The 20,898-nt window shown below is 68.9% G+C and carries 21 protein-coding genes; 6 read left to right on the forward strand and 15 right to left on the reverse strand.

Annotation, left to right across the window (positions count from 1 at the left end):
- The first annotated feature begins 148 nt into the window (after window positions 1-148).
- From cobG to L5G28_RS10520, 3 genes are read left to right on the forward strand one after another with little or no spacing between them, the layout of a single operon-like run.
- On the forward strand, window positions 149-1,309 hold the full coding sequence (cobG, locus tag L5G28_RS10510) for a precorrin-3B synthase (RefSeq protein WP_237001500.1): 1,161 nt from the start codon (window positions 149-151) through the stop codon (window positions 1,307-1,309).
- 60 nt (window positions 1,310-1,369) lie between these two features.
- Complete coding sequence (locus L5G28_RS10515; protein ID WP_237001501.1) at window positions 1,370-1,993, forward strand: precorrin-8X methylmutase; 624 nt, start codon at window positions 1,370-1,372, stop codon at window positions 1,991-1,993.
- A complete protein-coding gene (locus L5G28_RS10520; protein ID WP_237001502.1) occupies window positions 1,990-3,477 on the forward strand; it encodes a precorrin-2 C(20)-methyltransferase in 1,488 nt (495 codons plus the stop codon). Before L5G28_RS10515 ends, L5G28_RS10520 begins: the two co-directional genes overlap by 4 nt.
- Here the strand turns inward: L5G28_RS10520 and L5G28_RS10525 are convergent.
- From L5G28_RS10525 to dprE2, 4 genes are read right to left on the reverse strand one after another with little or no spacing between them, the layout of a single operon-like run.
- Complete coding sequence (locus L5G28_RS10525; RefSeq protein WP_237001503.1) at window positions 3,465-4,217, reverse strand: cobalt-precorrin-6A reductase; 753 nt, start codon at window positions 4,215-4,217, stop codon at window positions 3,465-3,467. The genes L5G28_RS10520 and L5G28_RS10525 overlap by 13 nt on opposite strands.
- Window positions 4,210-4,986: a cobalt-precorrin-4/precorrin-4 C(11)-methyltransferase gene (locus L5G28_RS10530; protein ID WP_237001504.1), complete on the reverse strand. Its 777-nt coding sequence runs from the start codon at window positions 4,984-4,986 to the stop codon at window positions 4,210-4,212. Before L5G28_RS10530 ends, L5G28_RS10525 begins: the two co-directional genes overlap by 8 nt.
- Window positions 4,983-6,242, reverse strand: a complete 1,260-nt coding sequence (gene cbiE / locus L5G28_RS10535) for a precorrin-6y C5,15-methyltransferase (decarboxylating) subunit CbiE (protein WP_237001505.1) — start codon at window positions 6,240-6,242, stop codon at window positions 4,983-4,985. The genes L5G28_RS10530 and cbiE overlap by 4 nt, the downstream gene beginning before the upstream one ends.
- Window positions 6,239-6,988: a decaprenylphospho-beta-D-erythro-pentofuranosid-2-ulose 2-reductase gene (gene dprE2 / locus L5G28_RS10540; RefSeq protein WP_237001506.1), complete on the reverse strand. Its 750-nt coding sequence runs from the start codon at window positions 6,986-6,988 to the stop codon at window positions 6,239-6,241. Before dprE2 ends, cbiE begins: the two co-directional genes overlap by 4 nt.
- Before the next feature lie 65 nt (window positions 6,989-7,053).
- On the opposite strand from dprE2, the gene L5G28_RS10545 reads away from it, so the two are divergent.
- Window positions 7,054-7,467 (forward strand): PPOX class F420-dependent oxidoreductase, encoded by a 414-nt coding sequence (locus L5G28_RS10545; RefSeq protein WP_237001507.1) that lies wholly within the window; start codon window positions 7,054-7,056, stop codon window positions 7,465-7,467.
- A gap of 206 nt (window positions 7,468-7,673) precedes the next feature.
- On the forward strand, window positions 7,674-8,042 hold the full coding sequence (locus L5G28_RS10550) for a nitroreductase family protein (protein ID WP_237001508.1): 369 nt from the start codon (window positions 7,674-7,676) through the stop codon (window positions 8,040-8,042).
- A gap of 152 nt (window positions 8,043-8,194) precedes the next feature.
- On the opposite strand, the gene L5G28_RS10555 is transcribed toward L5G28_RS10550, so the two are convergent.
- Window positions 8,195-9,307: a M24 family metallopeptidase gene (locus tag L5G28_RS10555; RefSeq protein WP_237001509.1), complete on the reverse strand. Its 1,113-nt coding sequence runs from the start codon at window positions 9,305-9,307 to the stop codon at window positions 8,195-8,197.
- A gap of 55 nt (window positions 9,308-9,362) precedes the next feature.
- Here L5G28_RS10555 and L5G28_RS10560 point away from each other — a divergent pair, with 55 nt between their 5' ends.
- Window positions 9,363-10,313 (forward strand): 5'-3' exonuclease, encoded by a 951-nt coding sequence (locus L5G28_RS10560; protein ID WP_237001563.1) that lies wholly within the window; start codon window positions 9,363-9,365, stop codon window positions 10,311-10,313.
- Between the two features lie 81 nt (window positions 10,314-10,394).
- Here the strand turns inward: L5G28_RS10560 and L5G28_RS10565 are convergent, their stop codons facing one another.
- From L5G28_RS10565 to L5G28_RS10610, 10 genes are all read right to left on the reverse strand, one after another.
- Window positions 10,395-11,432, reverse strand: a complete 1,038-nt coding sequence (locus L5G28_RS10565; RefSeq protein WP_237001510.1) for a DUF4333 domain-containing protein — start codon at window positions 11,430-11,432, stop codon at window positions 10,395-10,397.
- 102 nt (window positions 11,433-11,534) lie between these two features.
- Window positions 11,535-14,282: a DEAD/DEAH box helicase gene (locus L5G28_RS10570; protein WP_237001511.1), complete on the reverse strand. Its 2,748-nt coding sequence runs from the start codon at window positions 14,280-14,282 to the stop codon at window positions 11,535-11,537.
- A gap of 3 nt (window positions 14,283-14,285) precedes the next feature.
- Window positions 14,286-15,287 (reverse strand): twin-arginine translocase subunit TatC, encoded by a 1,002-nt coding sequence (gene tatC, locus L5G28_RS10575; protein ID WP_237001512.1) that lies wholly within the window; start codon window positions 15,285-15,287, stop codon window positions 14,286-14,288.
- A gap of 18 nt (window positions 15,288-15,305) precedes the next feature.
- Window positions 15,306-15,593: a Sec-independent protein translocase subunit TatA gene (gene tatA / locus L5G28_RS10580; protein ID WP_237001513.1), complete on the reverse strand. Its 288-nt coding sequence runs from the start codon at window positions 15,591-15,593 to the stop codon at window positions 15,306-15,308.
- Window positions 15,594-15,692: 99 nt separating this feature from the next.
- The gene (locus tag L5G28_RS10585; protein WP_237001514.1) at window positions 15,693-16,661 is read right to left on the reverse strand and encodes a helix-turn-helix transcriptional regulator; all 969 of its coding nucleotides are present in this window, start codon (window positions 16,659-16,661) and stop codon (window positions 15,693-15,695) included.
- Window positions 16,658-17,599, reverse strand: a complete 942-nt coding sequence (locus L5G28_RS10590; RefSeq protein ID WP_237001564.1) for a helix-turn-helix transcriptional regulator — start codon at window positions 17,597-17,599, stop codon at window positions 16,658-16,660. Before L5G28_RS10590 ends, L5G28_RS10585 begins: the two co-directional genes overlap by 4 nt.
- 67 nt (window positions 17,600-17,666) lie before the next feature.
- Window positions 17,667-19,025: a Pup--protein ligase gene (gene pafA, locus L5G28_RS10595; protein WP_237001515.1), complete on the reverse strand. Its 1,359-nt coding sequence runs from the start codon at window positions 19,023-19,025 to the stop codon at window positions 17,667-17,669.
- A 59-nt stretch (window positions 19,026-19,084) separates the two neighbouring features.
- On the reverse strand, window positions 19,085-19,810 hold the full coding sequence (gene prcA / locus L5G28_RS10600) for a proteasome subunit alpha (RefSeq protein ID WP_237001516.1): 726 nt from the start codon (window positions 19,808-19,810) through the stop codon (window positions 19,085-19,087).
- On the reverse strand, window positions 19,807-20,652 hold the full coding sequence (gene prcB, locus L5G28_RS10605; protein WP_237001517.1) for a proteasome subunit beta: 846 nt from the start codon (window positions 20,650-20,652) through the stop codon (window positions 19,807-19,809). The genes prcA and prcB overlap by 4 nt, the downstream gene beginning before the upstream one ends.
- Window positions 20,649-20,840, reverse strand: coding sequence for a ubiquitin-like protein Pup (locus L5G28_RS10610; RefSeq protein ID WP_236997125.1), 192 nt, complete (start codon window positions 20,838-20,840; stop codon window positions 20,649-20,651). The genes prcB and L5G28_RS10610 overlap by 4 nt, the downstream gene beginning before the upstream one ends.
- Window positions 20,841-20,898 lie beyond the last annotated feature (58 nt).

Raw genomic sequence — 20,898 nt, forward strand, 5'->3', positions numbered from 1 at the left:
CCGGCTGTCCCGGTCGAACGACGTGGGTCTGGCTCGGGCCGCAAGCCTGCGGCCCTCACAGTGGCGCGTCCGCGCCGGCTTCTCACCGGCTTCCACGTCGTTGGTTCTCGATCAGAGTATCGGCAGCGGTGCGGCCTACTGTGGAGAGGTGACTTCACCCGCGTCCGGCCCCGTCCCCGACCGCTGTCCCGGCGTCTTCGCGACGCACAGCGCCCTCGACGGCGAACTGGCGCGAATCCGGGTGCCGGGCGGCGTCATCGGCGCGGCCGCTCTGGAGGCGATGGCCGACGCGGCCGACGAGTTCGGCGACGGCGGCATCGAGATCACCGTCCGCGGCAACCTGCAGGTGCGCGGGATCCCGACCGGTCGGGTCCCGGAGTTCGCCGCCGCGGTGACCGCAGCCGGCCTCGTGCGCGGGTCCGCGCACGACCGGGTGCGGAACATCGCGATGTCGCCGCTCACCGGCCGGGTCGGCGGCACAGCGGATCTGCGTCCGGTCGCGCCTGCGCTGCACACCGCGATCGTCGACCGCCCGTGGTCGTCGGGGCTGTCGGGACGCTTCTGGTTCGGTCTCGACGACGGTCGCGGCGATGTCGTGGCGCACGGAACCGACGTGACCGGCGTGGCGCTCGACGGCGACAGTGCGGCGGTCGTCGTCGGTGGTCGTGCCGTCGGCGAACCCGTGCGCCTTGCCGGTCTCGCCGAAGCGATGGTCGCCGCCGCCGCCGTGTTCGTCGAAGTCGCCGACGGCGCGTGGCGGGTCGCCGACCTCGACGCCGACCGGACCGACGCTCTCTACGCGCGGCTGGGCGCCTGCGACACGGCGGTGCCGCAGGCTCGACATCGGGAGCCGCGAGTGGGCTGGTTCACGCAGACGGACGGCCGGGTGACGGTCGGCGCCGTGGTGCCGTTCGGTCGCCTGACCGCCGAACAGGCCCGCTACGTCGCAGCGATCGGGACTCCGGTCACGGTGACCCCTGAACGCGAGATCCTGGTGGGAGACCTCGACGACGCCGTCGCCGACGCGGTGGTCCGTGTCCTGGCCCCGCTCGGTTTCGACTTCGACGCGAGATCTCCGTGGACCGCGCTCACCGCGTGCATCGGCTCGTCGGGCTGTGCGAAGTCGCTCGCGGACGTCCGCGGCGATCTGCGCGGCCGGGTCGCCGACCTCGATTCGGAGGTCGGCGCCCGAACGCCGGAACACTGGGTCGGCTGCGCGCGCGGCTGCGGCTCGCCGGCCCGCACCCATGTACGAGTGCTCGCATCGTCCGACGGCTACGTCCACGAGCGCCGCGACGCAGCACGCTAGCGCCCACCCGAGACCCACGACGACTTTCGCATCGACCCACTCAGTACTGTCGAACGCACTATGACCGACTACGTCCGTGATGGCGCGGAGATCTACCGCCAGTCCTTCGCAACGATCCGAGCGGAGTCGGATCTGGCCCGTTTCCCGGCCGACGTCGAGCCCGTCGTCGTACGCATGATCCATGCGTCCGGGCAGACGGATCTGGCCGACGACGTCGTCGCGACACCGGGTGTGGTCGCCGCGGCCCGCGCCGCGCTGGCGTCGGGCGGCCCCATCCTGTGCGACACGAACATGGTCGCCTCCGGCGTCACCCGGACTCGCCTTCCCGCCGACAACGACGTGCGCTGTCACCTGCGTGAACCCGGCGTCGTCGAGCTCGCCGAGAAGCTGGGGAACACCCGAACCGCTGCCGCGCTGCAGTACTGGCGGGACGACCTCGAGCACTCGGTCGTCGCGATCGGCAATGCACCGACCGCACTGTTCGCGCTCCTCGACCTGATCGACGAGGGCTGGCCCCGCCCGGCAGCCATCATCGGTGCCCCCGTCGGCTTCATCGGAGCGGCCGAGTCGTGCGCCGCGCTCGCCGCGCGCACCGACCTCGAATACCTCACCGTCACCGGTCGACGCGGTGGTTCGGCGATCACCGCCGCCGCCCTCAACGCACTCGCGAGCGTCGTCGAATGAGCGGCAAGCTGTGGGGTGTCGGGCTCGGCCCCGGCGACAGCGAACTGGTCACGGTCAAAGCCGCACGCGTCATCGGTGCGGCCGACGTCATCGCCTTCCACTCGGCGCGACACGGCAACTCGATCGCGCTGTCGGTGGCGCGCCCCTACCTGCGCGACGGGCAGACCCACGAACGACTCATGTATCCGCTGACGGTCGAGACCACCGACCACCCCGGCGGATATGCGGGCGCGATGAGCGACTTCTACACCGCGAGTGCGGCCCGACTCGCCGAGCATCTGGACGCCGGCCGCGACGTCGTCCTGCTGGCCGAAGGCGATCCCCTCTTCTTCAGCTCGTACATGCACATGCACAAGCGTCTCGTCGACCGGTTCGACGCCGAGATCATCCCGGGCGTCACCTCGGTCAGCGCGGCATCGGCCGCCGTCGGCATCCCGCTGGTCGAGGGCGAGGAGACCCTGACGGTGCTGCCCGGGACGGCGGAGCCGGGTGAGCTCGTCGCCGGCTTCCGTTCGGGCAAAGCGCTCGCCGTGATGAAGCTCGGTCGAACCTTCGTCAAGGTCCGCGACGCTCTCGTGGCGGCCGGCCGGCTCGACGAGGCGTGGTATGTCGAGCGTGCGTCGACCGATCGCCAGCGGGTGGAACGCGTCGCCGACGTCGACCCGGCGACGGTCCCCTACTTCTCGCTGATCGTCGTGCCGGGCGGCCGCAACAATCCGTTCGCGGGCGAGACGTCGAGCGGCGGCGAAGTGGTCGTCATCGGCCTGGGCCCCGGCCCGGTGGACCAGACGACGCCGCAGGTGTCCGCAGAGCTCGCCGCCGCGACCGACCTCATCGGCTACCGCACCTACCTCAAGCGGGTCGCCGCACGGCCCGGGCAACGCGTGCACGCCAGCGACAACCGGGTCGAAGCCGAACGCGCCGAGTTCGCGCTGGACCTCGCGTCGCGCGGCGCCCGCGTCGTCGTCGTCTCATCCGGCGACCCCGGCGTGTTCGCGATGGCGGCGGCGGTGGCCGAGGTGGCGTCCGAACCTGCCTGGCAGCACGTCCGCGTCCGCGTGGTTCCGGGAGTGAGCGCCGCGCACGCCGTCGCTGCCGCCGCCGGTGCGCCGTTGGGGCACGACTTCGCGGTCATCTCACTGTCCGACCTGCTCAAACCCGGTGCGGTGATCGAGGACCGACTACGCCACGCGATCGCCGCGGACCTCGCCGTCGCGATCTACAACCCGGCCTCGTCGAAGCGGACCGAGCAGATCGTCCGGTTGACGGAACTCCTCGCCGAGCTCGTCCCCGCGGACCGCGTCGTGATCCAGGGGCGCGACGTCGGAGGCCACGGCGAACGCGTGTCCGTGACGACCGCTGCCGAGTTCGATCCGTCGACGGTCGACATGCGCACCCTGGTGATCATCGGTTCGTCGTCGACGGTCGCGGCGCGTCGCTCGGGCGGCGACCTGGCGTTCACGCCCCGCCATTACGGCCGATAGCGCTGCAGCAGCATCCGTACCCGCGCGGCCGCGTCGTCGGCGCTCGGCGCCGTCTCGATCGACGTCGGCTCACTCGGCCGGTCGACGACGACCACCTCGATTCCCCGTTCGGCGGCCGCACGGAGTTTCGCGGAGGTCAGCGGCCCGCCGCTGTTCTTCGTCACGAGCAGATCGATCGCGTGCCGCTCCAACAACTCCCGCTCGGACTCCACCGTGTACGGTCCCCGCGAGCGCAGGAGCTCGTGGTGCGGCGGGAGCTCCGTGTCCGGCGCATCGACGACGCGGATCAGGAACCAGGCGTCGTCGACGCAGGCGAACGCCCCAACATCCTGGCGACCGGTGGTGAGGAAGACCCGGCCACCGCGTGCGGCGACGACGGTCGCCGCCGCATTGACGTCCGGCACACGAGTCCAGCGGTCCGCCGGTTCCGGCTCCCACGCCGGGCGCGCCACGCGTAGGTATGCCACTCCGGCGGCCGCACACGCCGCCACGGCGTTCGGCGTGATCCGTGCGGCGAACGGATGCGTCGCATCGACGACGACGCGGACCCCGTTCCCGCGAAGGTAGTCCGCGAGCCCGTCCCGGCCGCCGAACCCGCCGATCCGCACCTCGCCGACCGGCAACCGTGGACTCTGCACCCGGCCCGCCAGTGAACTCACCAGGTCGACGCCGTCGTCGACGAGCGCGGCGGCGACGGCACGCGCGTCGCCGGTGCCGCCCAGGACGAGGACGTCAGGCATCGGCGGCACCGGTGCGCAGCTTGCTCATCCGGGCATGCGAGTACAGGTAGCTGTCCACCAGAGCCGGATGTGCGGCTCCGTCGAGCGCGGCTCCGACGAAGATGACCGCGGTCTTGGTGATACCGGCGTCGGCCAATGAGTGCGGAAGGTCGGCGAGTGGCGCTCGCACGATCTGCTGATCGCCGCGCGAGGCGAACGCGACGGTGGCGGTCGGGCAGCCGGCGCCGTAGTGCGGCGTGAGGTCGGCGACGATCTGCTCGGTACGGTGCGCGGCGAGGTGCAGCGCCAACGTCACCCCGGTGCGTGCGAGCGACGCGAGGTCCTCCCCCGGCGGCATGTTCGTCGACAGCGTCGACACGCGGGTGATGAGCAGGCTCTGCGCGACGCCCGGCACGGTGAGTTCGGCGTCCAGTGCCGCGGCGGCCGCTGCGAACGCCGGAACACCGGGCACCAACTCGTACGGGATGTCGAGGTCGCGCAGCCGCTTAGTCTGCTCGGTGAGCGCCGAGTACAGCGCGAGGTCGCCCGAATGCAGCCGTGCGACGTCGTGGCCGGCGGCGTGGGCTGCAGCGATCTCGGCGACGATCCGGGTGAGCGGCATCGTCGCGGTGTCGACGGCGACGGCCCCGTCCGGCAGCCGGTCGAGGAGTTCTCTGGGTACGAGCGATCCCGCGTACAGGCAGGTCTGGCATCGTGCGAGGAGGTCGGCGCCGCGCACGGTGATCAGGTCTGCGGCTCCGGGGCCCGCCCCGATGAAGTAGACGGTCATCGCATTCCTTCGTCATCGGTTCGGACAGCCGTCCACTGGACGATCGGAAGTGCAGGCCGCCACGCCGTCGAACGGCCAAGCGGTGCAGCACGTTCGACGCTGACGCGCATCAGGTCGCCTCCCCACCGGTCGGCCGCGTCGGAGATGAGGCGTTCGGTCTGCAACGTGACCGCGTTGGCGACGATCCGACCCCCCGTAGGCAGTGCGGCCCATGCCCGTTCGAGGAGGTCGGCGGACAGTCCGCCGCCGACGAAGACGGTGTCCGGCCTCGGCGCGTCGGTCAATGCGTCCGGTGCGGCGCCGCGCAGTTCCAGTCGGTCGGCGACGCCGTGCCTACGCGCGTTGTCGACGATGTGCGATGTTCGGGCCGGGTCGGCCTCGAAGGCGACGGCGCGGCCCGTCTGGGCCAGCCGCAACCATTCGATGCCGATGCTCCCGGCGCCTGCGCCGATGTCCCAGAGGGTTTGACCGTCGGCGGGCCGCAGCGCGCTGACGGTGAGCGCGCGGATCGGGCGCTTGGTCAACTGGCCGTCATTGGTGAACTCGTCGTCGTCGAGTCCCGGCGCGCGACTGTGTGCGGGCCCGACACAGTCGACGGCGACGATGTTGAGTGGGGACGGCGTGCCCGTCCAGGTGGCGGCGTGCCCGCTGTCGACGCGTTCGGTCCGTGCGCCGAGGTCGGACAGCACCGTCATCGACGACGCGCCGAATCCGGCGGCGGTCAACAGATCTGCGACGTCGGCGGGGGTCGCGGCGTCTCGCGAGAGGACGAGCGTCCGCGCACCGCCGGTGAGATGGCCGAGAAGTGTCTCGACGGGCGCGGTCACCAGGCTGACGACGCGGGTGCGGGCGAGATCCCAGCCGAGACGTGCCGCGGCCAGGGATGCGCTCGACGGGTGCGGGATCACCCGGACGCGCTCAGCGCCGAACGCGCGGACGAGCGAGGCACCCACGCCGTGGAACATCGGGTCGCCGCTGGCCAACACGTGGATCGGCGCCCCCGCGGCCGTCGAGTCTGGGTTAATCGAGTCTGGGTTGGTCGAGTCTGGGTCAATCGAGCGTGCGAGTTCGGCCAGGTGCGCACTCATCGGGCTCCGCCAGACCACGCGATCGGCGCGGACCTCACCGGGCAGGAGGCGCAATTGCCGGATCGATCCGTAGACGATCCTGGCCCGCGACAGTTCGGCCTGTGCGGCGGCGGCGAGCCCGGACCAGCCGTCGGCGCCGACGCCGACGACGATGACGTCGGCGCTCACCGCGACAACCGTCGCCAGATCGCGCGCGGCACGAAACGCATCGCGAACGCGACCGCCCGCAGCCTGCCGGGGATCCAGACCTCGCCACGCCGTTTGCGGTAGGCGGTCGCGACCGCGTCGGCGACTTGATCGGCAGTCACCGACATCGGCGCGGGTTCGACGCCGGACGCCATCAGATCCCGGGTCATCGCACCGATGACGAAACCAGGGCGGGCCAACAGCAGGTGGACGCCGCTGCCGTGCAACGCATCCGCAAGGCCGCTCGCGAAACCGTCGAGGCCGGCTTTGGTCGACCCGTAGACGTAATTGCCCTTGCGGACCCGGACTCCGGCGATCGACGAGTAGACGATGATGGTGCCCGATCCCTGCTCGCGAAGCGCCACCGCGAGGGGCGTGAGGACGCTGATCTGCGCGTAATAGTCGGTGTGGGCGATCGCGAGGGCGTGTTCGACGTCCGTCTCGGCGCGCGCGGCGTCGCCGAGAATGCCGAACGCGATGATCGCCGCGTCGATCGGCCCGTGGTCGGCGACGATCGACGCGATGAGACCGGGGTGCGACGACACGTCGTCGGCGTCGAAGGCGACCGTGTGCACCCGCGTCGCGCCCGCGGCCTGCAACACCCTGGACTCCACGGCCAGATCGTCCGGTCGTCTGGCCGCGAGCACGACCGTATTGCCTGCGGCCAGCCTGACTGCGGTGGCGACGCCGATCTCGCTGCGTCCGCCGAAGAGCACAATGGTTCCCACCCCTGCAGTATTCCAGTCGCCCGCCGATGGGTGTCGAGACGGCGCGCGCCGATAGTGTCGAACACATGCCGCACACTCTCTCGGACCTCTCGCCCGCCGCCCACGACCTGCTCACCGAGCGGCATATAGCGACGTTGGCAACGGTGCGTGCCGACGGCACGCCACACGTCTGCCCGGTCGGTGTCACCGTCGACCTCGACGCCGGAGTCGCACGGGTCATCACCTCCGGCGGTAACCAGAAGGCGACGAACGCGGCACGCGGCGGGTACGCCGCTCTGACGCACGTCGACGGTGCTCGATGGCTGACCGTCGAAGGTCCGGCCCGGGTGCTCACCGACGCAGACTCGGTCCACGACGCCGAAGTCCGCTACGAGGCTCGGTATCGACAGCCGAGGGAGAACCCCAAGCGCGTGGTGATCGAGGTGACGTGCCAGCGGGTCCTCGGTTCGGCCACGATGTTCACCGGGCCCGACGCATGATCGCGGCTGTCGGATGACAGGACTGGCCGATCTCCTGGCCCGTCGCCGGTCTACGAAGGCGTACCGGCGCGATCCGATCGATGCGGACGTGCTGCGCGATCTCGTCGCCACGGTGGCCGGACCGAGTCGTCATGGGCGGCGCGGGCACGGGTCTGCACACGCCCGATACGACGTCCACATCACCGTGATCACGCACGCGGTGACCGGTGTCCGCCGACACCGCGGCAGCCGACCACGCGTTCGCCGATCAGGGGAAGGACCGGGGCACACGCTTCTGTTGGATCGAGACCGGCCTGATCGCGCAGAACGTCTACCTCTGGGCGGCCGAGACCGGTTTCGGCACCGTCCTCCTCGGCGGCGTCGACGACGACGCGATCGCGGCGGCCCCCGCACCGTGGCCACCGCACCGTGGCTCCCGCCGGGGCACATCGTCACCGCGGTCATGCCGGTCGGCACAGTTCCGCACTGAGTCTTCGCGGGAATGCTGCCCCGGCCGCGTTGGCCGGGGCCCGCGGTCGGCCGCGCACGATCGCGGTCGCATGACATGCCGCCGCCAACCAAACCAACACCGCTGAGGCCCGACACCGTCGCCACGACGTTGCGCGGCCTGAGCGGTGTTGGTTTGCGGGGTTGACACCCACATCCCCCACGAGGCCGACGACCACAGTGACGAACTGCCGGACTGACGAGACGGCGGACTGGTGACGAGAACGTGTGAGCGCCGACACTAGAGTTGCACCAGACCGTGCGGACGGGAGTTCAACGGCTCGCAGCCGTCCGCGGTGAGCACGACGATGTCTTCGATGCGGGCGCCCCATTCCCCTGCGACATAGATGCCGGGTTCGATGCTGAACGCCATACCCTCGCGCAGCACGTCGTCGTTGCCAGCGACGATGTACGGCTCCTCGTGCACGGACAGACCGATACCGTGTCCGGTCCGGTGAATGAACTGATCCCCGTACCCCGCGTCCTCGATGACGGTCCGCGCGGCAGCGTCGACGGCTTCGGCGGTGACCCCCGGTCGCGCAACCGCGACCGCGGCAGCCTGGGCCCTCTCCAGGACGTCGTACGCGGCGGCGATGTCGGCGCGCGGCGGACCGAAGCAGTAGGTGCGTGTCGAATCGGAGTTGTAGCCGGGATCGACGGGGCCGCCGATGTCGATCACCACGATGTCGTCGGCACCGATCACCCGGTCGGAGTGCTCGTGGTGCGGGTCAGCGCCGTTCGGACCCGAACCGACGATGATGAACTCCGCGCGCGTGTGGCCCTCCGCGAGGATCGCGGCGTCGATGTCCGCGGCGACCTCGGCCTCCGTGCGCCCGGGGACCAGGAACTCGCCCATTCGTGCGTGGACGCGGTCAATCGCGGCCCCGGCACGGCGCAAGGCCTCGATCTCGGCGTCGTCCTTGATCATGCGGAGCTCGCGGAGGACGGCGGTCGCCAGCTCTGGTGCTCGAGGTGTCCGAGCCGCCAACGGAATCAGGTGAAGTGCGGGCAGCGCGTCGGACACGGCCAGTCGGGCATCCGACGCGAGGTACTCGGTCGCCAACGCGTACGGGTCCTGGCCGTCGACCCAGTCGACGACGTCGACCGGCAGGTCACCAATCGCCGAATCACGCAGCGACGCCAACTCCAGGCGAGCGGTCACGACCCGCGCACGACCGTCCGCCGGGACGACGAGAGCGGTGAGCCGCTCGAAGGTATCGGCATCCGAACCTGTCAGATAACGGAAGTCGGGGCCGGTTCCGACGATGATCGCGTCGATCCCGGCATCCCGGGCCAGGATCGCTGCGCGATCGAGTCGTTGCGCGTACACGGTGGAGTCGAATCGGGCTGCCATGCGCCCCAGGGTATTGCACGCATATGCAAGAGTGTTGTTCATGACCGGATCGGTGATGCTGCTCGACGGTGCCAGCCTGTGGTTCCGTTCCTTCTACGCTCTGCCCGAGAAGATGACGTCGCCCGACGGACGTCCCGTGAATGCGGTACGCGGATTCGTCGACACGATCGCCGCACTCGTCGCCGAACACCGGCCGACGCGCCTCGTCGTCTGCCTCGACCTCGACTGGCGGCCGACGTTCCGGACCGACCTGATCCCGTCCTACAAGGCGCACCGCGTCGCGACCCCGGGCGACGGCACGACGACAGGCGACGTCGAAGAGGTCCCCGACACGCTGACCCCACAGGTCGACATGATCATCGAAGCGCTCCGCTGCGCGGGCATCACGACGTCCGGCGCGCGCGGATGCGAAGCGGACGACGTGATCGGAACACTCGCCTTCGCCGAAGCCGCCGACTCAGTCCTCGTCGTCAGCGGCGACCGCGACCTGCTGCAAGTAGTCGCCGATGACCCGGTGACGGTCCGTGTCCTCTACGTCGGACGCGGCCTCAAGAACGCCGAACTCATGGGGCCCGCCGAGGTGGCTGCGAAATATAACGTGCCCGAAGACCGTGCGGGCACCGCGTACGCCGAGATGTCGATCCTGCGCGGCGACCCGTCCGACGGGCTGCCAGGCGTCCCCGGCATCGGCGACAAGACCGCAGCCAAACTCATCACCGAGTACGGCGACCTCGACGCGCTCGAAGTCGCCGCCCACGACCCGGGGTCGGCGCTGGCCGCCCGTGCCCGGAAGTCGATCCTCGCGTCGACGGACTACCTGACCGCGGCGCGCGTCGTCGTCGCCGTCCGGACCGACGCGGACACCGTCGAGAGTCGGACCGACGATCGCTTGCCCACCACGCCCGACGACGTCGACGGTCTACGCGCACTCGTCGCCGAACTCGGCGTCTCCGCCAGCGTCAACCGGCTCGCCAAAGCATTGGAGTGGGACGAGACCTTCGCATAGGTCGCGCCCCACTCCAACGGGTCAAACAGTGACGACCGGTTAGGGACGACAGGTTAGGGACGACAGACTAGGGACGACGGATCAGTTGGTTGGACGTGACACTTCGTATGTGCCGTCCGAGTCCTTCACAGTGACGGTCACGTGCTTGTTCTCGCCGTTGACGGTCACCGAGCAGGTGAACGTGGTGCCCGACTCGGCCTTCTGGCCGTCGGGGCAGCTGGCATCCTTCACGTCGGAGATGCCGTAGCCGTCCGGCTGCGGGTCGGTGAGGATCTTCTGCACACCTGACTGGACGGCGTCCTGATTGAGGCTGCCCTTCGCCCAGTTCGGCCACACGAAAGCCGTGATCAGCACGATCGCGGCGATGATCACCACGGCGCCACCGATGATCGCGATCAACTTGCCCTTGCCACCGGAGCTGCCGCCCGCGCCCGGCTGCTGGGTGTACGGGTTCAACGTCGGATCGGCGCCATACTGGGGTTGGCCGGCTTGGGGTTGTCCGTACGCAGGCGCCCCGTACCGGGGTTGGCCGTACTGGGGTTGGCCGGGTTGGGGTTGGCCGTACTGACCCTGACCGTACTGGGGCTGACCCTGCCCGTACTGGGGCTGACCCTGCCCGAACTGGGGCTGACCGGCAGCACCGTAGGCCGGCGCCCCGTACGGGGACTGCCCATACTGGGCTTGCCCGGGCTGGGCTTGGCCGTACTGGGGTTGGCCGGGTTGGGGCTGACCGTACTGGCCCTGACCGTATTGGGGTGCCTGTTGGACCGTCGTCGGGTCCGACGGAACTCCCGACTGAGAGAACGGTGTGGTGCCCGCTGCGAACGGCTGCTGGCCCGCCTGCACCGGCTGCTGCGCGAACTCGGTCGGCTGGTACGCCGACTGCTGCTGCGCGGCCGGCGGCACATCCGGCTGACCTGAACCCTGCTGGGCTGAACCCTGTTGGGGCGCACCGGATTCGGGAGCTGGTGTCGCCGGCAGCTGCGAGATAGTCGTCGCGTCTGAGCCTTCCGGCCCCTCGGTCGGCGACGGGGCCGCCGGGAGGTCCGGACGCTGCACGATCGACGTCCTGTCGTCGTCCGGCGTACCCGCGTCAGTCGGCTCGTTACCGTTGGTCATCTCGGACCTCTCCTCATCACTCTCACATACCCGATCTGCGTTGGATGTCACGCTACCGCAGCGTGACCGGTGCACCCGGTATGAATCCTCGGTGTCGACCCGTCAATCGAGTTCGGAGGCGACGACGCCGCGGCGCACCCCGGCGACGGCCCGGCGGGCGGCGCCCGCCAGCGGCGCATTGGGATCGACACTGCCGCGGATCTGTTCGAGCAGGTCGATGACCTGCCGGTTCCAGCGGACGAAGTCGCCGGGTGACAACAGGTTTCCCTGTTCGGTCGCCGCGAGCAACGCCTCCCTCAGCGAACGGCCCGACGCCCACGCCGAGACGGCCACGCAGAAGCCGGTATCCGGCTCACGTGTTTGAACGACTCCGTGGCGTTCCTGGACACGATTGGTCGCCTCCCACACCTCGAGCGTCCCAGTCAACGCATCGCGCAGCGCGCGGTTCCCGGGCATCGAGTCGACGCCTCCCCGGTACGAATCACGGCGCGATTGGAACAGCACCGCCGACACGACCGCGGCCAGATCCGGTGGCGACAACCGATCCCAGACTCCAGCGCGGATGCATTCGGCGACCAGAAGATCGCTCTCGCTGTAGATGCGGCGCAGCACCGCGCCCGTCGGCGTCACCCGGATCGATCCTTCGCCGTCGTCCTCCAGATAACTCAAGTCGAGCAGCACCCCGACAACTGCGTCGAAGTCGTTCTCCAACTGGGACGTCCGCTCCTGGACGGCCGTCCTCAACGAGTCGACTTCACGTTGGACGCGGGCCTTCCGCTCGGCGAGCCGATACAGATCGTCCAGGCCGGACGCCTTGTGTACCGGGTGGCGGCGGAGTCGCCCCCGCATCTCCTCCAACTCGTGGTCGGTAGGCGCGGCCTTCTTCTTGACTCTGCCGCGCGGCCGTTCGATGCCCGACTTGCGCAGCGCCGCCGCGATCTCGCGTCGAGCGTGGCGCGTGCGCGTGTCCTTCGGGACCCGCAGATCGCCGAGGACATCCGGCGGATTGACGAACTCGGCGGAACCGATGCGGCCGACCCAGCCGTCCTCGCTCAACACGAGCGGTTTCGGGTCGGCGCCCTTCCACGCCGGATCGAGGACCACGGCAAGACCTCGATGCCTGCCGGACTGCACCGACACGACCTGTCCGCGGGTGAGCGCACCGAGGCTCTCGGCGACCGCCTGCTCACCGTCGAGACGCCGCACGAACCGCTGGGCACGCTCCCGCTGCTTGATGGCCGCACGGAGGTCGACGTACTCGGCGAACACATCCGGGTCGAGGGAGTGCCTCGTCGACGCCGCATCGAGTTCGGTGTCGACCTTGCGCAGCGACCGCTGCGTCGAATCGAGCTGACGGGCCTGGCCGACCACCGACCGATCGGTCTGGAACTGGGCAAATGAACGCCGCAGCAGGGTGCGCGAACCGTCCAACCCGAGTCGGTCGATCAGGTTCATGGCCATGTTGTATTCGGGCGCGAACGAACTCTTCAGCGGGAACGTCCGCGCGCCCGCCAGACCCGCGACCCGGTCGGGCAGCACTTCGGGCGTCCACACGACGACGGCGTGGCCCTCCACGTCGATGCCGCGGCGTCCCGCGCGGCCGGTCAGCTGCGTGTACTCCCCCGGCGTCAGATCCACGTGCGACTCGCCGTTGTACTTCACGAGGCGCTCCAGGACGACACTGCGAGCGGGCATGTTGATGCCGAGAGCGAGGGTCTCGGTCGCGAAGACCACCTTGACCAACCCGAGGGTGAACAACTCCTCGACGGCTTGGCGAAAGGTCGGCAGCATGCCTGCATGATGGGCGGCGAACCCGCAACGCAGACCCGACCGCCAGGCGTCGACGCCAAGGACGTCGGCGTCCCCCGGAGCCAATTCCGTCAGGTGTCGCTCGACGACCTCGTCGACCTGGTCGGCCTCGTCGGGATCGAGCAGCCGCAGATCCGACCGCAGGCACTGCGCCAACGCGCCCTCACATCCCGCACGCGAGAAGATGAACGTGATCGCGGGCAGCAGCCCCTCGTTCTCGAGCATCGAGACCAACCGCGGTCGCGAGACCCCCGTGGTGCGGGTGCCGCGCCTGCCGCGCTCGCGCGCGAGGCGATCCCGGTAAGTGCCGACCGCATCGGCGCCCAGTACCCGATGCTTGATGTAGCGGGTCAGCTCCGGGTTGACCTCCGGTCTCCCGCCGTCACGACGCCGCCGGTCGAACAACTCGAACATCCGGTTGCCCACCAGCATGTGCTGGTGCAGCGGAACCGGGCGATGCTCGTCGACGACCACCGCGGTGTCGCCGCGGACCGTGGTGATCCAGTCGGCGAACTCCTCAGCGTTGCTAACCGTCGCCGACAGACTCACCACGCGCACCGCAGGATCGAGGCCGAGGATGACCTCCTCCCAGACGGCTCCGCGGAAACGATCGGCGAGGAAGTGCACCTCGTCCATGACGACGTGCGAGAGTCCTTGCAGCGCGGGTGAATCCGCGTAGATCATGTTCCGAAGCACTTCGGTCGTCATGATGACGACGGGTGCAGACGAGTTGATCGAGTTGTCGCCGGTCAACAGACCGACGTTCTCCGCGCCGTGGACAGCGATCAGATCGTGATACTTCTGGTTGCTGAGCGCCTTGATCGGCGTCGTATAGAAGCATTTGCCGCCCTGCGCCAACGCCAGGTGGACGGCAAACTCGCCGACGATCGTCTTCCCGGCACCCGTCGGCGCACACACCAGCACTCCGAGACCGTCCTCGAGCGCGGTGCAACCGCGAATCTGGAAGTCGTCGATCGCGAAATCCAGGCGACCGGTGAAAGCAGTGAGTTCGGGACCGGTGATCTCAGCGCGCGTAGTCATCCCCTACAGGATCTCATCGAACGACGACGCGGCGCGCACCGAACCGCGGTCGGACGTGCCGTCGATCGTTCCCGCGGGGCCGACCGGGGCCGGTCGCGCCAGTCGCGACGCCGATTCGGAGCGATCGACCTCGTCGAGCGGTGCGGCTTCGTCATCGTCGACGTTCATCCAGTCGGGGCTGTGCTTGGCCCTGCGGCGGTCGTGAAGCCGGGAGAACTGAATCGCGACCTCGAGCAGCACCGTGAGGGCCATCGACAGCGCGAGCATGGTGAACGGGTCCTGGCCCGGCGTGACGATGGCCGCGAAGACGAACATCGCGAAGATCAGGCCGCGACGCCAGGCTTTGAGTCGCTCGTACTTGAGTACGCCGACGATGTTCAGCGCGATGATCAACAACGGCAGTTCGAAGCTGATGCCGAAGATGATCAGCAGGTGCAGCATGAAACTGAAGTATTGGTCACCGGAGAGAGCGGTCACCTGGACATCGTTGCCGACGGTCAGCAGGAACTCGAACGCCTTCGCGACGACGATGTACGCAAGCACCGCGCCGCCGACGAACAGGACGGCGGACGCCGAGACGAAACTGACCGCGTATTTGCGTTCGTTGTCGCGGAGGCCGGGCGTGATGAATCTCCACAGTTGGTAGAACCACACCGGGCAGGCGAGGACAATGCCTGCGGTGAGCGCGACCTGCAGGCGGAGCATGAACTGGTCGAACGGACCAGTCGCGAGGAGACGGCAGGCACCGTCCGGCGTGAGGGTGGCGCGAGTCGACGCCGGGAGATCACAGTAGGGGCCGCGCAGGAGTTCGCCGAGCGACTCGATGCGCCACGGACCGTAGCTGTACCAGATGAAGCCGATGATCGTCGTGACGACGATCGCCACGAGCGCGACGAGGAGCCGGTAGCGAAGCTCGTACAGGTGCTCCCGCAACGGCATCGAGCCGTCCGGGTTGACCTTGCTGCGTCGTTGTCGGGGATCGAGTCGGCGGAAGTTGATTCGCACGCGAGTGTCAGTGCGCGGCTATGCCGACTTCTTAATCTCGGCCGACTTCTTAATCTCGTCCGACTTCTGAGTCTCGTCCGTGACCGTAACGTTGACGTCGACGTCCTGGTCGCGTGCGGTGAGCTCACGCGGCTCGCCTGCCTTCGACTTGTCGTCGCCGTCGTTCGCCATCTCGGCCATCTCGGACTTGAAGATGCGCATCGAACGCCCGACACCGCGCGCCGCTTCGGGCAGCTTCTTGGAACCGAACAGCACGACGAGCACGACCAGCACGATTGCCCAGTGCCACCAGGAAAGGGCGCCCATCAAGAAACCTCCGTTGCAGAAACTCAATATCCCAAGATATCAATGTCTAGCCTCACTGTACCCGCTGGAGCGTGATCCGTCCCTGCACGTCTGCGACGGTCAGTATCGCGCTCGCGCCGCGGCGGCGGTCGCCTTGACCGCCTCGGCGACGTCGCCGTCGACGGTCGGCTCGGCGAGCCGGACCCGTCCACCGAAACCGAGCAGGAAACGTTCGAGCCACTGCGGCGACCCGTAGCGCAGGGTCGCCGTGACGGCAACGTCCTCGACCAGGTCCGCATCGTCGGTGTCGAGGTCGACGGCGTAGTACTCGAGCAGCCACCGGGCGTCCGGATCGATCTCGATCCGGGCCGTCGGCAGGTCGTCGGTCAAGGTGGACGCGCCTGCCGGCTGGGTGTGCGCGGGGGCCCGTTCGGGCGGCGCCGACGGCTCGTCGAGCGGCTCCGCGTCAAGGACACGGTCGAAGCGGAACAGTCGGACGGCGTCCGACGACCGGCACCACGCCTCCAGGTAGCTGTGGCCGTCGACGGCCTTGATCATGATCGGGTCGACGATACGCTCGGTCACCTCGTCGCGGCTCGGCGTGTAGTAGCGAATCGCGAGCGCTACACCGTCGGTGACGGCGCTCCGGATCCGTTGGCGGACCGGCTCGTCGGCAGTCGGCGCGGCGTCGACGGTCGACACCGTGGATGAGGGCGTCCCGCCGACCGCGGCCTCGATCTTCGCCATGGCGCGGCGCACGGCGTCGGCGTCGACCGCCCCGGTGTCGAGCAGGGTGCGCAGGGCGATGATCAGGGCGTTCGCCTCGGTGCCAGTCAGCTTCAACGGTCGGTCCATGCCTGCGGTGAATCCGACGTGGACGTAGCCGCTGGAGAACTCGATGTCGATCAGATCGTCGGGCATATACCCGGGGAGCCCGCACAGGAAGAGCTGTTCAAGGTCTTTCGTCAACTGCTTCTGCGTGAGGCCGAGGTCGGCGGCCGCCGTCGACAGCTTGATCCCCGGGCGGGCCAGGAAGTATGGGACCATCGCGAGCAGGCGGGACAGCCGGGCGGGCGACGCGGCGTTCATCGCGTTCCTCCTTGTCCCGCGGCGAGACAGTCGAGCTCGGCGATCACCGTCGCACGCAGGTCGGCCGGTTCCAGAACCACCGCGTCGGCCCCGGCACTGAGCACCGCACGGATCACTCCGACGCGGGAACGGACATCGATCTCGGCGACGTCGCCGTCCTCGGACCCCAGCGGCTGCGAGGTCACCGACCGCGCCATCCGTCGCAGACCGTGCGCGCGTCCCTGCGCCAGCCACACGCGCGCAGTGAGGTTCTGCGCGTCGTTCGCGCGGGAGACGGCCTCGTCGACGAGAGCGTTCAGATCGAGGCCCGCGGGCACGTGCACGGCCCCTCGGTCGGACGCCGGAGCGACGTCGTCGATGCGGGACGTCCGGAAGGTGCGGGTCGCGTCGCGGTCGAGGTCGTGGCCGATCACATACCAGCGTCCGCGGTTGCCGACCACTCCCCACGGCTCGACGCGGCGGGTCGACCGCCCTCGGGTCGACCGGTGTGTGAAGGTGACGGCCTGCGCGGCGCCGATCGCGTCGATGAGACCGCGGATCGCGGTCTCCGATCCCACCGATCGGGGTCCACCCGCGTGCTCGACCCCGAGCTCGTCGGGGGCGACCACGTCGACACCCGCCGCGCGGAGTTTGAGGACGGCCGACTGTGAGACGGCGGCGAGATCCGGCACGCGCCAGACAGCGGCGGCAGCGGCGACCGCGGCAGCCTCCTCGGTCTCCAACCGGATGTCGGGCAGCGCGTAGTCGTCCGGCTTGATGAGGTACCCCTCTGCGCCGACGCCGTTACGCCCGGTCACGACCGGAATCCCCAACTCGCGCAGCTCGTTCTTATCCCGTTCGAGCATGCGTTTGAACGTCTCGTCACTCTGCCCTGAGGCGTCGTAGCCGACGATGTTGGCGCGCACGTACTCGGCGGTGACGTACTGGCGCGCCGACATCAGGCAGATGACGAGGTTGAGGAGGCGTTCGGCCTTCGGAGTGGATGCCACGCGGTGATCCTAAGGCCTACAGCGAGGAGATCAGACGTTCGACGCGCTCGTCGACGCTTCGGAACGGGTCCTTGCAGAGGACGGTGCGCTGCGCCTGATCGTTGAGCTTGAGGTGGACCCAGTCGACGGTGAAGTCGCGTTCGGCCTTCGTCGCCGCCACGACGAACTCGCCCCGCAGTTTGGCGCGTGTGGTCTGCGGTGGGGTGTGCACGGCACGGTCGATGTCGTCGTCGGCCACGACGCGCGCGACCAGACCTTTGCGCTGCAGCACGTCAAACACGCCGCGGCCGCGGCGGATGTCGTGGTACGCGAGGTCGAGCTGCGCGATCTTCGGGTCCGACAGGTCCATGCCGTAGCGATCCTGGTACCGGCGGAACAGCTTCTGCTTGATCACCCAGTCGATCTCGGTGTCGACCCCGCGGTAATCACCGGACTCGATCGCGTCGAGGGTGCGGCCCCACAGGTCGACGACGCGGTCCATCGTCGGGTCGGGCGTGCGGTTCTCCAGGTGTGTGACCGCGCGCGCGTGGTACTCGCGTTGGATCGCGAGGGCCGTCGACGTGCGGCCGCCAGCCAACCGGATCTCGCGACGTCCGGTGACGTCGTGGCTGATGTCGCGGATGGCCCGGATCGGGTTGTCGAGCGCGAAGTCGTGGAACGAGATGCCCGATTCGATCATCTCCAGGACCAGCAGCGCCGATCCCACCTTCAGCATCGTCGTGGTCTCCGCCATGTTGGAGTCGCCGACGATCACGTGGAGACGACGGTACTTCTCGGCGTCCGCGTGCGGCTCGTCACGCGTGTTGATGATCGGACGCGACCGCGTGGTCGCCGACGACACGCCTTCCCAGATGTGGTCGGCGCGCTGCGACAGGCACATCGTCGAATCCTGGCCGACGGTCAGCACCTTGCCTGCCCCGCAGATCAGTTGACGGGTCACCAGGAACGGCAGCAGCACGTCGGACACCCGCCCGAACTCGCCCATCCGGTTCACCAGGTAGTTCTCGTGGCAGCCGTACGAGTTGCCCGCGGAGTCGGTGTTGTTCTTGAACAGGTAGAGGTCACCGCCGATGCCTTCGTCGGCGAGACGCTTCTCGGCGTCGACCATGAGGTCTTCCAGGATCCGTTCGCCCGCCCGGTCGTGGGCGATCAACTGCTCGATCGAATCGCATTCGGCGGTCGCGTACTCGGGGTGCGATCCGACATCGAGGTAGAGCCGGGCGCCGTTCTCCAGGAACACGTTCGACGACCGACCCCAGGCGACGACACGCCGGAACAGGTAGCGCGCGACCTCGTCCGGGCTCAGTCGCCGCTGTCCGTGCGATGTGCACGTGACACCGAACTCGGTCTCGATGCCCATGATTCGACGTTCCACGTCAGTCTCCCAGCTCCACCGTCAGTCTCCCAACTCCACCGTCAGTCTCCCAACTCCAGTCAGTCTTCTGCCAGCAGGCCGGTGACCTGCTGGTCGCTGAGCCGTTTGAACGCCCGACGAGGCCGGGTCCGGTCGAGGATCGCGGCCTCGATCTCGGCGACCGGTAACAACGGCGGCGCGGCGTCCGCGTCGGGTCCCGCATCACCGTCTTTGGGGGTCGCGAGGGCCCGCGCGGCGACCGTCAACGCGTCGTTCAACGTCATCGCGGACCGGTACGCATCCTTCATCGCGGCGACGATCGGTTCGGTCGCACCGCCCATCACCAGGAACGACTGCTCGTCGACGATGGATCCGTCGTAGCCGATGCGGTACAGCTGCGACGGCGTGTCCGCGCCGGCCCGACCGACTTCGGCGACGCACAACTCGACCTCGAACGGTTTGGCCTGTTCGGTGAACACCGTACCGAGCGTGTTCGCGTACGCGCTGGCCAGCGACAGACCGGTGACGTCGGCACGATCGTAGGAGTAGCCGCGCAGGTCGGCGAGTTGGATGCCCGCCTTGCGCAGACTCTCGAACTCGTTGTACTTGCCGACCGCGGCGAACCCGATCCGGTCGTAGATCTCACTGATCTTGCGCAGGGTGTTCGACGGGTTGTGCGCGACGAACAGCACACCGTCCCGGTACGTCACGGCGATCACACTGCGTCCGCGGGCGATGCCCTTGCGGGCGAGCTCGGAACGGTCGCGCATGATCTGCTCTGCGCTCGCGTAGTACGGGAACGTCATCGTCGATCCCCTCCGTCCTCGTGGGCGGCGAGTCGTCGGTCGACGACCGCCTGCGCGGCATCGGCGATCTCGGGCTCGGCGACGTCGCGGGCACCGTCGGCGTCGATACGCACCGCCGTCGGGAAGATCCGGCGGACCATGTCGGGGCCGCCGGTCGCGGAGTCGTCGTCGGCGGCGTCGTAGAGGGCTTCGACCGCTACGGCGAGCGCGTCGTCAGCGGTCAGATCCGAGCGGTACAGCTTCTTCAACGACGAGCGTGCGAAGACCGATCCCGAACCGATGGCCTCGTAGCCGCCGCGTTCCTCGTGCTGTGACCCGGCGACGTCGAAGGAGAAGATGCGCCCGAACGACGGTTCCGGTGCACCGTCCGTCGGCTGGTAGCCGACGAGCAGCGGAATGGCGGCGAGTCCCTGCAGCGCGGCGCCGAGGTTGCTGCGCACCATCGACGCGAGTCGAGAAGCCTTGCCGTTCAACGTGAGGCTGACGCCCTCGATCTTCTCGTAGTGCTCGAGTTCGACGGCGAACAGTCGCACCATCTCGATCGCGATGCCCGCGGTCCCCGCGATGCCCGCCGCGGAGTGCTCGTCGGTGATGTAGACCTTCTGCACGTCGCGCGTCGCGATGATGTTGCCCATCGTCGACCGACGGTCGCCCGCCAGGATCACACCACCGAGGTAGCTGACCGCGACGATGGTCGTGCCGTGCGGGATCTGGTCGGCGGCGTCGCTCGGCACCCGTCCCCCGGTGGACGCGCCCGGCAGCTGGTCGGGTGCGTTCACGCGGAGGAAGTCGGTGAACGACGAGATGTCATGCCTGGACTGGCCGCCGACACCGGCGGTCACTGCCCGCCCTTCTGGACGTAGGCGCGGACGAAGTCTTCAGCGTTCTCTTCCAACACGTCGTCGATCTCGTCGAGCAGATCATCGGTCTCGACGGCCAGCTTCTCGCGACGCTCCTGCCCGGCGGCTCCTGAGCCGGTCACCTCGTCGTCGCCCGAACCGCCGCCCCGTTTCGCCTGCTCCTGCGCCATCATCGCCTCCTGAAGAGTGGTTGTCCCTCAACACTACCGGGGCTCTGCGATGTGCCGT

Source organism: Gordonia liuliyuniae, from assembly GCF_021739025.1.
Classification (GTDB): domain Bacteria; phylum Actinomycetota; class Actinomycetes; order Mycobacteriales; family Mycobacteriaceae; genus Gordonia; species Gordonia liuliyuniae.